Raw genomic sequence first — 15,008 nt, forward strand, 5'->3', positions numbered from 1 at the left:
CGGAGGAGTTAGCGGCCCGGTGCCTTTGGCGCCGGGCGCTGTGATTTTTTGAAAGGCCTTGAGACCGATGGACAAGATCCCGATGACCGCCGGCGGGCACGCCGCTCTCGAGAGCGAGTTGCAGCGGCGCAAATCCGAGGAACGGCCTCGCATCATCGCGGCGATCGCCGAAGCGCGCGCCCACGGCGACCTGTCCGAAAACGCCGAATACCATGCCGCCAAGGAGCAGCAGAGCCACAACGAGGGCCGCATCTCCGAGCTGGAGGACATGCTGTCGCGCGCCGAGATCATCGATGTGGCAAAACTCACCGGCAACACGGTGAAGTTCGGCGCCACGGTGAAGCTGGTCGACGAGGACACCGAGGAAGAAAAGACCTACCAGATCGTCGGCGACGCCGAGGCCGACGTCAGGGGCGGCCGCATCTCCATCTCCTCGCCGATCGCCCGCGCGCTGATCGGCAAGCAGGTCGGCGATTCCGTCGAGGTCGCCGCGCCCGGCGGCGCCCGCGGTTACGAGATCCTGGACGTGGTCTTCAGGTGAGATGGCAAGGCGTGCCGGCGTAGCTGTCGGCCTGACGTCCGGGATAGTGACGTCCGGGATAGCCGCTGGGGGATGGTATCGTGATCGTCGTTGCGTGTTTCAAATGGGGCAGCGCCTTTACGGCCGACCGCGTCAACCTGCTGTTCCGCGCCGTCCGCGACCGGTCGAGCGTCGATCTTTCCTATGTCTGCCTGACCGACGATCCCAGCGGCCTCGACGACTTCATCGAGGCCAAGCCCATTCCCGAAATGGGGCTCAAGCCGGAGAACTGGCGCGACGGCTGCTGGCCGAAGCTCTCCATCTTCAAGCCGGGCCTGTTTCCGGGCGCCGAGGCGGTGATCTTCATCGACCTCGACATGATGGTGCTGGCCGACATCGCGCCCTTCGCCGAGCGGGTGAAGGCGATGGGCGACCTGCACATCCTCCGGGAGTGGAATCCCTTCATCTACAATGTCCTGCCGGTGGCCTGGCGCCCCTATCGCGGCGCCCAGTCGGCGCTGTTCGGCTTCCGCCCCGGCGAGATGGACTACGTGTTCGAAACCTTCGTTGCGGCGCCGGCGGCTGAACTCAAGCGGGCGCACAACGACCAGAGCTATCTCACCGTCGCCGCCCGCAAGATCCATCACTGGCCGCCTGACTGGTGCGTCAGCTTCCGCCGGCATTGCGCCTGGTACTGGCCGCTGTCGCTGGTCTTCTCCCCCACGCGTCCCCGCCGTGCCCGGATCGTCGTGTTCCACGGCAAGCCGCGCCCCTGGGATCTCGTCCAGCCCGAAGGCGTCCGCTGGGGCACCAGCCGCAAGTTCGGCTACAAGCCGGTCGGCTGGGTGCTGGACTATTTCAGGAAATATGGCTTCGGCGCACCCGAAGGCACCGGCAAGAGCGGCTGATCCAGCGCCTGCCTCAGGCGATGAGGCCCGCCGCCTCGGCGAGGGGATGCACCGGCTCGATCGTCAGCGCGAGGTGCAGGCCGATACAGTCGGGCGCCGGCGAGAACAGATGCGGCACGCCCGCTCCGATCGCCGCCTGAAAATCGCTCTCCCGATCCCCGACCATCAGCGAACGCTTGAAATCGAGGCCGGTCAGCCGCCCGGCTTCCAGCAGCATGCCCGGATTGGGCTTGCGCATCGGATGGCCATCGATATCGAGCGGCGGGCGTCCGTTGCCGTAATAGGCGCAGGCCAGCACCAGATCGAGCCGGGCGCCCTGCGCGGCAAGGCCGGCGTCGATATGGGCGGTGATGGCGGCGAAATCGTCCCAGCTCAGCAGGCCCTGCGCCACGCCCGACTGGTTGGTGACCACCACCACCGGCCAGCCGGCGGCGTTGGCCCGCCGGATCGGCTCGATGATCTCCCCGAGAATGCGGATATGCTCGGGACGCGAGGGATAGCCGGTGTCCTCGTTGACGACGCCGTCGCGGTCGAGGAACAGCGCCGGCCGGCCGGAGAACCGTCCGATGTCTTCCTCCGCCTCGGTCCACAGTCCCGGATCGTCGCCGGGCCGGCGCGGGTCGTTGACGAGCCGGCGGCTCACGCCGCACCCGCCAGGCGATCTTCGACGGCGCCGCAGATGTAGTGGTAGAGGCAGAGATGACCCTGCTGGATCACCGGCGTGAAGCGCGAGGGCACGTCGAGCAGCACGTCAGACAATGGCTTGAGCTTGCCGCCGCCCTCGCCGGTCAGCGCGATCACCGTCATGCCGGCCTGCCGCGCCGCCTCGGCGGCGGCGATCACGTTCTTCGAGTTGCCGGACGTCGAGATGGCGAACAGCACCCCCCCTGCCGAGCCGTGCGCCTCCACCTGCCGGGCGTAGAGGCTGTCGAAGGAGTAGTCGTTGCTCCAGGCGGTCACCACCGAGGTGTCGGTGCCGAGCGCGATGACGTTGTAGGCCTTGCGCTCCCTGAGGAAGCGGCCGACCAGTTCGCCGGCGATATGCTGCGCGTCGGCGGCCGAGCCGCCGTTGCCGCAGACCAGCATCGGCTTGCCGGCGCCGAGCGCCGTGACGATGGCCTCCACCGCCTGCTCCACCTTCGCCGAGAGATCGTAGTCGCGCAGGGCGGCCAGTCCGTCGATCGACGTCTGGAGATAGTCTTGCAGTCCGGCCATGCCGTTCCCTTCCATTATCCGAGCGAAGCGATCTTGCCGAGCGTTGCCGTGGTGGACCGGCCGGCGACGATCGGCGACAGGTGCACCTTGCCGCCATTGGCCAGCACGAAGTCGGCGCCGACCACCTGATCGATGGTATAGTCGGCGCCCTTGACCAGAAGGTCGGGCGAAATGGCGCGGATCAGCTCGATCGGCGTCTCCTCGTCGAACAGCACCACCGCGTCGACCGCCTTCAACGCCATCAGTAGCCGCGCCCGGTCCGTCTCGATGTTGATCGGTCGTCCCTCGCCCTTGTTGCGGCGCACCGAGGCGTCGGTGTTGAGGCCGACGATCAGCCGGTCGCAGCGCGATCTGGCGTCCTCGAGCTGGGCGATATGGCCGACGTGCAGGATGTCGAAGCAGCCGTTGGTGAAGCCGACCCTGAGGCCCTCCGCCTTCCAGGCCGCCGCCAGCCGGACGACGCCGTCGCGGTCGAAGGAGCTGCCGGAACGGCCGGCGGAAAGGCTGTCCAGCAATTCGTCGGGATCGGTCTGGGCGGTGCCGCGCTTGCCGACGACGATGCCGGCCGCCGCGTTGGCGATCTCGGCGGCCATGCCCATTTCGCAGCCGGCGGCCAGCGCCAGCGCGAAGGCGGCGATCACCGTGTCGCCGGCACCGGAGACGTCGAACACCTCGCGCGCCTTGGTCGGCAGGTGCAGCGTCCGCGCCGCCTCGACGACGCTCATGCCCTCCTCGCTGCGGGTGGCGAGCACGAAATCGAGGTCGCAGCTCTGCCGGAGCAGGCGGCCGGCCGCCTCGACCTCGGCGTCCGAACCGGTCGGCAGGCCGGTCGCCTCGCCGAGTTCCTTGCGGTTAGGCGTCACCGCCGTGGCGCCGCGATAGACGCGGTAGTCGGTACCCTTGGGATCGACCAGCACCGGCCGTCCGGCCGCCCGACAGAGGGCGATCAGCTCGGCGGCAACACCGTTCCAGAGCGCGCCCTTGCCGTAGTCGGAGAGAACGACGATGTCGGCCCGCCCGAGTTCGGCGGTGAAGGTCGCGACCATCGCCTGCCGGTCGCGTGACGCCAGCGGAGCCACCACCTCCTCGTCGAAACGCAGGAGCTGCTGCTGCTGCGCCACGAAGCGCGTCTTGCGGGTGGTGCTGCGGCTGACACTGGAAATGATCCGGCCATGGTCGATGCGGCGGGCATCGAACAGGCGCCGCAACTGCGCGCCGGCCTCGTCGGCGCCGATCACCGCCACCGGGATCGCCCGGCCGCCGAGCGCCGCGACGTTGGCGACGACATTGCCCGCCCCCCCGAGCATGACGTCGTCCCGGCCGTGGCTCAGCACGGGAATGGGTGCTTCCGGCGACACGCGGTTCACCTTGCCGTGGACGAAGCGGTCAAGCATGAAGTCGCCGGCCACCAGCACGGTCAGCGTGGAAAACTTCGATATGGCGGCGTGATAGGAAAGACCGGCGTCAGGCATTTCGGCGCTTGCAAGGCTCCAGCGGATGGCAGTCCGCACTCCTTCTAGAGCATCGGGCCGAAAAGTGTTACCAGATTTTCCGACCGCGCCCCGAGGGGCCGCCCTGCTGAGGACAACCGCATGATCATCGTCACCGGCGGCGCCGGAATGATCGGCAGCAACATCGTTGCCGCCCTCAATGCCGAAGGCCGGACCGATATCCTCGTCGTCGACGACCTGACCGACGGCACCAAGTTCCGCAACCTCGCCGACCTCGCCATTGCCGACTACGACGACAAGGATCGCTTCCTGGCCCGCGTCGAGCGCGACGAGACGCTGGAGATCGACGGCATCTTCCATCAGGGCGCCTGCTCGGCCACCACCGAGTGGAACGGCAAATATGTGATGGAGGTGAACTACGCCTACTCCAAGGCGCTGCTTCACTACGCGCTGCGCCGCAGGGTGCCGTTTCTCTACGCCTCGTCGGCGGCCACCTACGGCGGCGGCGACACCTTCCGCGAGGAGCCGGAATTCGAGCGGACGCTCAACGTCTACGGCTATTCTAAGAAGCTGTTCGACGACTACGTGCGTCGCAACGTCCTGATATCAGCCGATCATTCGCCAGTGGTCGGCTTGCGCTACTTCAACGTCTACGGCCCGCGCGAGGGCCACAAGGGCAGCATGGCCTCGGTGGCCTTCCATCTCTTCAACCAGGTGCGGGCCGGCGAGAACCCCAAGCTGTTCGACGCCTACGGCGGCTACGGCCCCGGCGAGCAGCGGCGCGACTTCGTGCATGTCGCCGACGTCGCCGACGTCAACCTCTGGTGCTGGAAGCGCGGCGTGTCGGGCATCTTCAACTGCGGCACCGGCCGCGCCGAGCCCTTCCGGGCGGTGGCCGAGGCGGTGATCGGCGGGCTCGGCCGCGGCGCCATCGAGTTCATTCCCTTCCCAGAGCATCTGAAGGGCCGCTACCAGAGCTTCACCGAGGCCGACCTCGGCCGGCTGCGCGGCGCCGGCTACAACGGCGCCTTCCGCGACGTCGCCACCGGGGTGAAAGAGTATGTGGAATGGCTGAAGGCATCCTCGTGATCGGACCGCGCTGGGTCGGCGACATGGTGATGGCCCAGTGCCTCATCACGGCGCTGAAGGAGCTTTATCCGGACTCAAGGATCGACGTGATGGCGCCGGCCTGGGCGGCGCCGCTGATCGACCGCATGCCGGAGGCGCGTGCTCGCGTCGACGCGCCGTTCAGGCCAAAGGAATTTGGCCTGTTCGAGCGCCTGAAGGCCGGCCGTGCCCTGCGCGGCCGCTACGACCGTGCCTATGTGCTGCCGGGCAGTTGGAAGTCGGCGCTGGTGCCGTTCTTCGCCGGCATTCCCGTCCGCGTCGGCTTCCTGCGCGAGATGCGCTATGGCCTGATCAACAGGATCGTGCCGCTGCCGAAGGCGCGGAAGCGCCGCACGGCCGAGATGTTCCACCTGCTGGCCGGCGGCGGCGCCTTCCGGCCGCCGCATCTCTCCATCGACGCCGGCAACCAGGCCGCCCTGCTCGCCTCCCACGGCCTTCAGGCCGGCGGCTACGCGGCGCTGATGCCGGGCGCCGAATTCGGCCCGGCCAAGCGCTGGCCGGAGGACAAATACGCGGGCCTCGCCCGCCATTTCGCCGAGCGCGGCCTCAGGACCATCCTGCTCGGCTCGGCCAAGGATCGCGAGGTGGGCGAGGCGATCACCGCCCTCGCCCCCGATGTGCTCGACCTCACCGGAGAGACCCGCCTCGAGGATGCCATCGACCTCTTGGGCGCCGCCCGCATCGCGGTGGCCAACGACAGCGGCCTGATGCACGTTGCCGCCGCCGTCGGCACGCCGGTGGTCGGCGTCTACGGCTCCACCTCCTACGACAACACGCCGCCGCTCACCGACCGGCGCGAACTCGTCTCGCTGCACCTCTCGTGCTCGCCTTGCCACCAGCGCGAATGCCCGCTCGGCCATCTCAACTGCCTCAGGACGCTGGGCGTCGAGATGGTGGCCGAGGCCGCCGATCGGCTGCTGGCGGCGGACCCGATATGAAGGTGCTGATCGTCAAGATGTCGTCGATGGGCGACGTCGTCCACACCCTGCCGGCGCTGACCGACGCGCTGAAGGCGCGTCCCGACATCGTCTTCGACTGGTGCGTCGAGGCGGCCTTCGCGCCGCTCGTCCGCCTGCATCCCGGCGTCCGCCGCGTGCACGAGATTCGCCTGCGATCCTGGCGCAAGGCGCCGCTGTCCCCGGCCACCTGGCGCGCCGCCGCCGCCCTGCGCCGGGCGCTGAGGGCCGAGCGCTACGATCTTGTCATCGACGCCCAGGGACTCATCAAAAGCGCTCTCGTCGCCCGCATCACCGGCGCCAGGGTGGCCGGCCTCGACAGGACAAGCGCCCGCGAACCGCTGGCCGCCCGCTTCTATGGCGAGCGCCACGCCATCCCGCGCGACCGCCACGCCATCGACCGGCTGCGCCTGTTGTTCGGGGAAATCCTCGGCTACCGGCCCGATCTTGCCACCCTCGACTACGGCATCGCCGCGCCGGCCGAGGAGGGGACAAATACAGTCGTGCTGCTGCACGGCACCACCTGGCCGAGCAAGCGCTGGTCGACGGCGAACTGGATCGAGCTTGCCCGCGCCCTTGTCGCCGAGGGCCTGACGCCGCAGCTGCCGCATGCCGACGCCGCCGAGGAGGCGGTGGCCCGCGCCGTCGTCGCCGGTGCCCCCGGCACGGTGCTGCTGCCGCGCGCGCCGCTCGGCGAGATGGCCGGCCTGATCGGCCGGGCAGCGGCGGTGATCGGCTGCGACACCGGCCTCACGCATCTTGCCGCCGCCCTCGACCGGCCGACGCTCGCCCTGTTCCTCAGCACCAAGCCCGGCCTCACCGGCGTCGCCGGCCGCCGGGCGGCGGTGCTGGAGGCGACGATTGCCTGCGCCCCCTGTCGCAAGCGCGACTGCCCGCTGGTGCCGGTCGGCACCGTGCAGCCCTGCGTCGACACCATTCCGCCGTCGCTCGTCCTCGACACCATCAACCGCCTGATCGGGAGCGCCGCCTCATGACCGCCCCTCGTCTCAGCGCCATCCTGATCGTCCGGGACGAGGCACGCGACCTGCCCGACTGCCTCGCCGCGCTGGCCTTCTGCGACGAGATCGTGGTGGTCGATTCGGGCAGCCGTGACGGCACGCCAGACATCGCCCGCGCCGCCGGCGCCACCGTGCTGGAAACGCCCGACTTCCCCGGCTTCGGGCCGCAGAAGCAGCGGGCGCTCGACCTCGCCAGCGGCGACTGGGTGCTCTCCGTCGATGCCGACGAGCGCATTCCGCCCGAGCTTGCCGCCGAGATCCGCGCCACGATCGCCGCCCCAACCGCCGACGGCTACCGCATCGACCGCCGCAGCCAGTTCCTCGGCCGCGTCATGCGTCATGGCGGCTGGGCACCCGACCGCGTGCTGCGCCTCGCCCGCCGCGCCGCGGCTCGCTTCTCGACCGACATCGTCCACGAGAGCCTGATCGTCGGCGGCCCGGTCGCCGATCTCGCCAGTCCCATGGACCATCTCAGCTATCGCGGCATCGACGAGGTGCTCGACAAGCAGCGCCGCTACGCGCTGGCCTCGGCCGAGGTGCGGCGCCGGCGCGGCAAGCGTGGCGGCCTCGGCCCGGCCATTGGCCATGGCCTGTTCACCTTCCTCAAGCACTATCTCCTGCAGGCCGGCTTCCTCGACGGCGCCCACGGCTTCGTCGCCGCCGCCGCCAAGGCGCAGGAGAGCTTCTGGCGCTATCTCGCCGTTAGCTGGGAGCGCTGATCCATGCGGCTCGCCATCATCCGCAGGCGCTTCGATCCGCACGGCGGCGCCGAGCGCTTCATCCTGACCGCCGCCGGCGCCCTGATCTCGGCCGGCGAGGCGGTGACGGTGATCGCCGAAAACTGGACCGGAGGCGACGCGCCCGGTCTCGACCGGCGACTGGTGTCGCGCGGCGGCTTTACCCGTGCCGGCAAGAACCGGCATTTCCAGAAAGCGGTCGGCGACCTCATCGCCGGCAACGGCTTCGACCTCGTGCAGACGCACGAGCGGCTGGTCGGCGCCGACATCTTCCGGGCCGGCGACGGCGTCCATGCCGCCTGGGTCGACCGGCTCGGCCGCGAGCGCGGCCCGCTCGGCGCTCTCACCCTCAGGTTCGATCCCATGCACCGGCTGGTGATGGATACCGAGCGGCGCATGGTAGCCGACGGACGCACGCTGTTCGTCGCCAACAGTGAACTGGTGGCCGGCGAGCTGCGCGACTGGCTGTCGGTGCCGGAGGCGCGCCTTCGCGTCATCGAGAACGGCGTCGACCTCGACCGCTTCCGCCCGGCCAGCGGCGAGGAGAAGTCCGTAGCGCGCCAGAATTTCGGCCTGCCGGGCGGCGTGCCGGTGGTGGCCTTCGTCGGCTCCGGCTTCGAGCGCAAGGGCGCCTTCAAGCTCGTCGAGGCGCTGCGCTCGTCCAATCTCGCCGGCGTGCATGCGCTGATCGCCGGCCGCGACCGCCGGGCGGCGCGCCTCGCAGCCCTCGTTGACCGGCTGGGCCTCGGCAACCGCGTCCATCTGCTCGGCGGCCTCGACGATGTCAGGCCGGTCTATGCGGCCGCCGACCTCTACGCCCTGCCCTCGCTTTATGATCCGATGCCCAACGCGGCGCTGGAAGCGCTCGCCTCGGGACTGCCGGCCGTAGTGACGCCCGACACCGGCATCGCCGTTCACATCGTGGAAACCGGCGCTGGCGCCGTCGCCGGCCGCAATCCCGACGATCTCGCCGCCGCCCTCGCCACGGTGATCGCCGACCTGCCGGCCCGCGCCGAAAAGGCACGGACGCTCGCCGCCCGCTTCGACCTTGCGGACGCCACGCGCCGCTGGCGCAACCTCTACCGGGAGTTCCAATGACCGACCGACCGCTCACCATCCTGCACACCGAGGCGTCCGAAGGCTGGGGCGGGCAGGAGATCCGCGTGCTGACCGAGGCGGCGGTGTTCATCAAGCACGGGCACAAGGTGACGATCGCCGCCAATGCCGGTTCCGAGATCCTGAAGGCGGCGCCGGCCTATGGCGTACCCGCCCTCGCCATGCCGCTCCGGAGCAAGGGGCTCGGCGCCGTGCGCGCCATGCGGCGGCTACTCGCCGATATGCGACCGGACGTGGTCAACACCCACTCGTCGATCGATTCCTGGGTGGTGGCGCTGGCCCGCCTCGGCCTCAAGCATCGCCCGCGCGTCGTGCGTACCCGCCACATCTCGGCCAACGTGCCGCGCAACTTCGCCAGCCGCTGGATCTACCGCCACGGCTGCGACTTCGTGATGACCACCGGCGAGGCCATCGTCGAGCAACTCACCACAGACGGCTTCCTGCCAAGGGAGCGCGTCGCCTCGGTGCCCACCGGCATCGACACCGACCGCTTCTCGCCCGGCGACAGCCACGAGGCGCGCCGCGCCCTCGGCCTGCCGGAAGATGCCTTCATCTTCGGCATCGTCGCCACGTTGCGTTCCTGGAAGGGCCACGCTGTCCTGCTCGACGCCTTCGCCACCGCCAATGTGCCGAACAGCCGGCTGGTGATCGTTGGCGACGGTCCGCAGGAAACGAACCTCAAGGCCAAAATCACCGAACTCAGCCTTGCCGACCGAGTGACCATGGCCGGCCGCCAGTCCGACGTCGTCCCCTGGCTGCGCGCCCTCGACGTCTTCATACTGCCGAGCTACGCCAACGAGGGTATCCCGCAAGCCGTCCTCCAGGCGATGGCCGTCGATCTTCCGATCATCTCCTGCCCGATCGGCGGCATCCCCGAATGCACCGCCGACCTTGCCGGCGTGACGCTGGTGCCGCCGCAGGACTCAGGCGCGCTGGCCGCGGCGCTCGCCGCCGCACCCGCCGCAGCGCCGACACCCGGCATCCGACGCGCCCGTGCGGTAGAGCGGCACTCGCTGGAGGGGATGTATCGGGCGGTGGGGGACTTCTTCCGTCGCTGATCAGCCGGCACGACCGGCGATCGCCCGCGCGAGCGCTTCGACCACCTCGTCCTGCATGGCGTCGGTGAGGCCGGCATACATCGGCAGCGTCAGCGCCCGGCTGTAGTAGCGCTCGGCATTGGGGAAGTCGCCCGGCTTGAAGCCTAGGGCGCGGTAGACCGGCTGCAGGTGCACGGGAATATAGTGCACGTTGACGCCGACACCCTGCGCCCGCATGGCGCGGAACACCTCGGCCCGCGACCGCTGCACGTCTTCATCAAGCTCGATGACATAAAGGTGCAGTGCCGAATAGACGTCATCCGGCACGAACTGACGGATCACCGGCAGATCACTCAGGAGATGGTGATAGCGCGCCGCGATCTCCTGGCGCCGGGCAAGGAATTGCGGCAACCGCTTCAGCTGGCTGGCGCCGAGCGCCGCCTGAATATCGGTCATGCGGTAATTGTTGCCGACGTCGACCTGCTCGTAATACCAGGGCTCGTCAGCCGCATCCGGGTTCTGGCCGCTCATGGCGGCGGCGTCGCGTGTGATGCCGTGGCTGCGCAGCAGGCGCAGGCGCGCCGCCAGATCGTCCGAGCGGGTCGCCGCAGCGCCGCCCTCGCCGGTGGTGACGATCTTCACAGGATGGAAGCTGAAGACCGAGATGTCGGCGAGCGCGCCATCGCCAACAGGATGGTTCTGATAGCGGCCGCCGATGGCATGCGAAGCGTCGTCCAGGATGAAGAAGCCGTAATCGTCTGCAAGCGCCCGGATGGCAGCGAGATCGGCCGATGTACCGGCAAAATCGACCGGCACCACGACGTGCGGCAACCGGTCCGCCGCGCGGGCAGCCGCGAGCTTGGCGGCAAGCGCCGCCACCGACATGTTGCGCGTCAACGGGTCGATATCGACGAAATCCACCTCCGCGCCGCAGTAGAGACCGCAGTTGGCCGAGGCGACAAAGGTGTTGGGAACCGTCCAGAGACGCTTGCCGGGGCCGAGGCCAAGCGCCAGCGCGGCGATGTGCAATGCCGCCGTGGCGTTCGACGTCGCGACCACATGCGGAGCGCCGCAAATCTCGCCGAGGGCGGCCTCGAAACGCGGAACGGCCGGTCCCTGCGTCAACCAGTCCGACCTCAATGCTTCCGAAACCGCATCGATGTCGTCTTGGCTGATGTCCTGCCGGCCGTAGGGGATCATTTCCTGGCTCTCTCGTTGAACGCCCTGATCTCCTCGATGGACAGGAAATTCGGGTTGGTTCCGGAATTGTATTCAAAGCCGCGCGGCACCGGCACGCCTTGCTCGCCAAGACGGTTGACGTCGTATTTCTGATCGCGGTTGAAGAACACGATCGACGGCTGGATGACGAAATGGTCGGCAAACTCCAGCGTTCTATGGCTGTCGTCGGCCGGGCACATCACTTCGTGCACCTTCTCGCCGGGGCGGATGCCGATGATCTCCTGCGGCAGGCCGGGCGCCATGGCCGTCGCGAGGTCGACGACCCGGATCGACGGCAGCTTCGGCACGAAGATCTCGCCGCCGCTCATGCGCTCGAAGTTCTTCAGCACGAAGTCGACGCCTTCCTGAAGCGTGATCCAGAAGCGCGTCATTTCCGGATCGGTGATCGGCAGCGAGGCGGCGCCCTCGGCGATCAGCTTCTCGAAGAACGGCACCACCGAGCCGCGCGAGCCGGCCACATTGCCGTAGCGCACCACGGAGAAGGTCGTCTTGCGGCCGCCGGCGATGTTGTTGGCGGCGACGAACAGCTTGTCGGAGGCGAGCTTGGTGGCGCCGTAGAGGTTGATCGGGTTGGCGGCCTTGTCGGTGGAGAGGGCGATCACCCGCTCGACGCCGCAGTCGAGGGCGGCGGCGATGACGTTCTCGGCACCGTTGATGTTGGTGCGGATGCACTCCATCGGATTGTATTCGGCGGCCGGAACCTGCTTCATGGCCGCCGCATGGATCACATAGTCGACGCCGCGCAACGCTTCCATGAGGCGGACACGATCGCGCACGTCGCCGATGAAGTAGCGCATGCAGGGCGTGTTCAGCTCCTGCTGCATCTCGAACTGCTTCAGTTCGTCGCGCGAGAAGATGATGAGGCGTTTGAGGTCGTAGCGGTCAAGAAGCGTGCGCGCATACTTGCGACCAAACGAGCCGGTGCCGCCGGTGACTAGAACGCTTTTGCCGTTGAACAAGGGACCCTCATATGTCCGGCGCGAGGGAGCGACAGGACGGCTTCCCCGGCAGAAAAGATGCTGGTGTCATAAAGGCCGGGGCCTCAAGAATCAACTCAACTCCGCCTCGGCGCCAACGCGACGCCGGCGCGGAACAGCGAGAGCGCGCCGGCTATGCCGAAGGTCTCCGCCAGGCGCCACCGCGCGGCATCGATCACCGGCGGCATCGCTTCCCAAATAGCCGGCAGGTCGGCGAGGACGGAGGCAAGCTCCTCCACGTCGGCCGGGCGGAACAGCAGACGCGGCTCTTCGAGCCCCCGTTCAATCACCCCGGTTCGTGATGAGATGAGAACACGACCGGCCGCCAGCGCCTCGAGCGCCGCCATGCCAAAGGTCTCGCGCCGGGAGGCATTGATGACGAGGTCATAGCCGGCAAGTCGGCTCGCGAAATCGTCCGTGTGGCCGAGAAAGCGGCAGAGCGACAGGTCAAAGCGATCAAGCCCGAGGCCGGCCCGCTCGACATCGCTCGGCACTGCGGTGAAGTCGAGGCGCAGGTGACGAACCGGCGCCTCGGCCGGCAGGCGGTCGAGCGCCCGAAGAAGGTCGCCCCAGCCCTTATCGGGATGCGGCGTGCCCAGCACCAGGGCGCACTCGGGAAAGGCTGAAGATAGCGGCGGCGCCTTGATGAAATCCTCATCAGCGAGCCCATCGAACAGTGGCCGCGCCTTCTCGCCGCCCGGAAAGGCGCGGACACGGCCGAGGAAGTCCTCGCCAATCGCGAAGACGACGTCGTGCCGGCCGCAGCCGTATTTCACGAAATCGCGCCCCGTCATCCCCGATGAGCGCAGGATGACACCACTCGGCACGCCGAGCGCCGTAGCAAGCGCCCGCGTCAACAGCGATTCCTGATGGTCGTTACCGATGACAATGGTCGGCGCCCAGCCGAATTGCCGGAGGCGCGCCGCGAGCCGCCATGCCCATAGCCGGATACCCCAGAGCCGACCGGCAAGTGACCGCGAAGAGGGAAACGGCAGCGTCTCGACCGGAATGCCAGCGGCGGCGCAGGCTTCGGTGAGCCAGCCTGCTCCCGCCGTTACTACGAAGGGCCGGCCACCGTCGAGCCGGTCGGCGCGGGCCAACCGGAACAGACAGGTCTGCGCACCGGCTCGTCCAGCCCGGCGTTGCAGGAACAGCACGGCTTGCTCTCCGGCCAACTTTGTCCCCCGTTCTCCCTGGCTCATCTCGCCTCAGATCAGCCTGCCATGGTCTCCTCGATCAGCCGCACGACAGTCGCCCGATAGCGATCCGCCTCCTCGCCTCGGCGATAGGAGCCGCCGCCAAAATGCACCAGACAATTGTCGATGCAAGCCGGCGTGTAGACGCGCTCGCCATCAGAGCTGGTGAGCGAGAGCGGCTCGAACTTGACCAGATCAAGGCTATTCTCGTCGAGATGGCGGAACAGGGTAGTCCACAGCCGCCCACCGGTATCGAGGCGCAGATGCTGGTCGTGATTGAAATCGAGCTTCAATCCCTCGACCAGTCCGAAATTGAAGAACAGGCAACCGGCCCAGATATACCAGGCGTTCTCGACAAAGCGCGGCCGGATGATCGGCCCATCGACCGGCTGCTTTTCCAGATGGCGCAGGAAGGGCGTGGCAGCGATCGGGAAGCAATCATGATCAATGAAGCCGAACCTATGTGGGCGCAGCGCCCGAACAACGTTGCGCCAGGTCCAGTTGAGCGCCAGACCATGCGACCGATTGGGGCTCCATTCGGGATTGGCCGGCAGTCCGAGATAGGGAAGCTCATATTTTCGGGCCACAGTCGCAATCGCCGCCCGATCCGCGTCCTCGCGGGAATTGTCAATGACCACCAACGTCCATTCGGGCATGTGCCGGGCCACCGCCCGCGCCAGAAGATCGATCGTCCAGGTCTCGCGAAAGGCGATGGTGAACAGGAGGTTCCGTCCCGACGCATCGCCGAGGCTTTGGAGGAAAGTGTGGAGTTCCGGGGCCTCTCGACGGCAGAACCAATAGCTGACGAGGGCGTTGCGATAGCGCTTGAAACGGTTCTGCACCCCCTTGAGCGCCAACTTCTCCCGGCGAGTATAGAGACGTCTGGCCTTCATAGGAGCTGTCATTACAAAAATTCCATAAAGGACGACCCGCCAGATTAGGCCGCGGTTCCGACCGGCATTCGCGCCAGATAGTTTGAGCTATCCGTCCAGCGAGGGGCGTTGTCAACGGAGTATGGCCCGACAGGGCAGGGGGAAGACCAAGGCAACCGATCAAAGTTCGATATGCATTGCGCGACCCTTATCCGAGTCAGCCACATCAGGGACAAAGGCCAGTCCTTTCCATACCAAGGATGCCATGTGCGCGATGTCCGTGATTTGGCGGCCGGTCTCTAGAGAGCCGCAAATGTCCTAGGCCGTAGACTCATAAGCTGAGGCACCAGATCCTCGCTGCTATGATTTTGAGGGCGGCCATGTAGTTCTCGGGCCGTTTGTCGTAGCGCGTGGCGATGCCTCGGAACTGTTTGATCCGGTTGAAGAACCGTTCCACGAGGTTGCGCTGTCGGTAAACCCATCGAGAGAAAGCGAAGGTGCCTTTGCGGTTGGCCTTTGGCGGGATGTTGGCCCAGGCTTTTCGTTGGGCAGCCTTGGCGCGGATGGCGTTGTTGTCGTAGCCCTTGTCGGCCAGCAGGATGTCACCTTCACCAAGGCCATCGATCAACACTTCGGC

The 15,008-nt window shown here is 67.7% G+C and carries 16 protein-coding genes; 8 read left to right on the top strand and 8 right to left on the bottom strand.

The annotated features are described in order from the left end of the window. Positions 1–67: 67 nt before the first annotated feature. Together greA and H512_RS24205 are read left to right on the top strand one after the other, a co-directional pair. Complete coding sequence (greA, locus tag H512_RS0114690; protein ID WP_026784097.1) at positions 68–541, top strand: transcription elongation factor GreA; 474 nt, start codon at positions 68–70, stop codon at positions 539–541. Positions 542–621: 80 nt separating this feature from the next. After that, positions 622–1,428 carry a hypothetical protein gene (locus H512_RS24205; RefSeq protein WP_053239909.1) on the top strand — a complete coding sequence of 269 codons (807 nt, stop codon included), beginning with the start codon at positions 622–624 and terminating at the stop codon, positions 1,426–1,428. A 13-nt stretch (positions 1,429–1,441) separates the two neighbouring features. Here the strand turns inward: H512_RS24205 and H512_RS0114700 are convergent, their stop codons facing one another. The 3 genes from H512_RS0114700 to rfaE1 are packed head-to-tail and all read right to left on the bottom strand — an operon-like array spanning position 1,442 to position 4,115. Next, positions 1,442–2,071, bottom strand: a complete 630-nt coding sequence (locus tag H512_RS0114700) for a D-glycero-alpha-D-manno-heptose-1,7-bisphosphate 7-phosphatase (protein WP_053239910.1) — start codon at positions 2,069–2,071, stop codon at positions 1,442–1,444. Next, entirely contained in the window at positions 2,068–2,643 is a 576-nt protein-coding gene (locus H512_RS0114705; RefSeq protein WP_026784099.1) for a D-sedoheptulose-7-phosphate isomerase, read from the bottom strand. The genes H512_RS0114700 and H512_RS0114705 overlap by 4 nt, the downstream gene beginning before the upstream one ends. Before the next feature lie 14 nt (positions 2,644–2,657). Continuing rightward, the gene (rfaE1, locus tag H512_RS0114710; RefSeq protein WP_026784100.1) at positions 2,658–4,115 is read right to left on the bottom strand and encodes a D-glycero-beta-D-manno-heptose-7-phosphate kinase; all 1,458 of its coding nucleotides are present in this window, start codon (positions 4,113–4,115) and stop codon (positions 2,658–2,660) included. A 120-nt stretch (positions 4,116–4,235) separates the two neighbouring features. On the opposite strand from rfaE1, the gene rfaD reads away from it, so the two are divergent. Genes rfaD through H512_RS24215 form a run of 6 tightly spaced genes read left to right on the top strand, consistent with a single transcriptional unit; the run spans position 4,236 to position 10,108 of the window. Then, positions 4,236–5,183: an ADP-glyceromanno-heptose 6-epimerase gene (gene rfaD, locus H512_RS0114715; protein WP_026784101.1), complete on the top strand. Its 948-nt coding sequence runs from the start codon at positions 4,236–4,238 to the stop codon at positions 5,181–5,183. Next, positions 5,162–6,160 carry a lipopolysaccharide heptosyltransferase II gene (waaF, locus tag H512_RS0114720; RefSeq protein ID WP_026784102.1) on the top strand — a complete coding sequence of 333 codons (999 nt, stop codon included), beginning with the start codon at positions 5,162–5,164 and terminating at the stop codon, positions 6,158–6,160. Before rfaD ends, waaF begins: the two co-directional genes overlap by 22 nt. After that, positions 6,157–7,173 carry a lipopolysaccharide heptosyltransferase I gene (gene waaC / locus H512_RS0114725; RefSeq protein WP_026784103.1) on the top strand — a complete coding sequence of 339 codons (1,017 nt, stop codon included), beginning with the start codon at positions 6,157–6,159 and terminating at the stop codon, positions 7,171–7,173. Before waaF ends, waaC begins: the two co-directional genes overlap by 4 nt. Then, positions 7,170–7,916, top strand: a complete 747-nt coding sequence (locus tag H512_RS0114730; protein ID WP_026784104.1) for a glycosyltransferase family 2 protein — start codon at positions 7,170–7,172, stop codon at positions 7,914–7,916. The genes waaC and H512_RS0114730 overlap by 4 nt, the downstream gene beginning before the upstream one ends. A gap of 3 nt (positions 7,917–7,919) precedes the next feature. Continuing rightward, positions 7,920–9,032 (top strand): glycosyltransferase family 4 protein, encoded by a 1,113-nt coding sequence (locus tag H512_RS24210; RefSeq protein WP_053239911.1) that lies wholly within the window; start codon positions 7,920–7,922, stop codon positions 9,030–9,032. Beyond that, positions 9,029–10,108: a glycosyltransferase gene (locus H512_RS24215; protein ID WP_036791898.1), complete on the top strand. Its 1,080-nt coding sequence runs from the start codon at positions 9,029–9,031 to the stop codon at positions 10,106–10,108. The genes H512_RS24210 and H512_RS24215 overlap by 4 nt, the downstream gene beginning before the upstream one ends. On the opposite strand, the gene pseC is transcribed toward H512_RS24215, so the two are convergent. From pseC to H512_RS0114765, 5 genes are all read right to left on the bottom strand, one after another. Then, on the bottom strand, positions 10,109–11,287 hold the full coding sequence (pseC, locus tag H512_RS0114745; protein WP_026784105.1) for a UDP-4-amino-4,6-dideoxy-N-acetyl-beta-L-altrosamine transaminase: 1,179 nt from the start codon (positions 11,285–11,287) through the stop codon (positions 10,109–10,111). It abuts the gene before it with no gap. Beyond that, complete coding sequence (gene pseB, locus H512_RS0114750; protein WP_026784106.1) at positions 11,284–12,285, bottom strand: UDP-N-acetylglucosamine 4,6-dehydratase (inverting); 1,002 nt, start codon at positions 12,283–12,285, stop codon at positions 11,284–11,286. The genes pseC and pseB overlap by 4 nt, the downstream gene beginning before the upstream one ends. A gap of 95 nt (positions 12,286–12,380) precedes the next feature. Then, positions 12,381–13,460, bottom strand: a complete 1,080-nt coding sequence (locus tag H512_RS26390; protein WP_169507164.1) for a glycosyltransferase family 4 protein — start codon at positions 13,458–13,460, stop codon at positions 12,381–12,383. Between the two features lie 56 nt (positions 13,461–13,516). Continuing rightward, positions 13,517–14,356 (bottom strand): hypothetical protein, encoded by an 840-nt coding sequence (locus H512_RS25870; protein WP_053239912.1) that lies wholly within the window; start codon positions 14,354–14,356, stop codon positions 13,517–13,519. 346 nt (positions 14,357–14,702) lie between these two features. After that, on the bottom strand, positions 14,703–15,008 hold a 306-nt coding region (locus H512_RS0114765), incomplete at its 5' end, for an IS5/IS1182 family transposase (protein ID WP_026784108.1).

The sequence above is a fragment of the Pleomorphomonas koreensis DSM 23070 genome, from assembly GCF_000425185.1.
Classification (GTDB): Bacteria; Pseudomonadota; Alphaproteobacteria; order Rhizobiales; family Pleomorphomonadaceae; genus Pleomorphomonas; species Pleomorphomonas koreensis.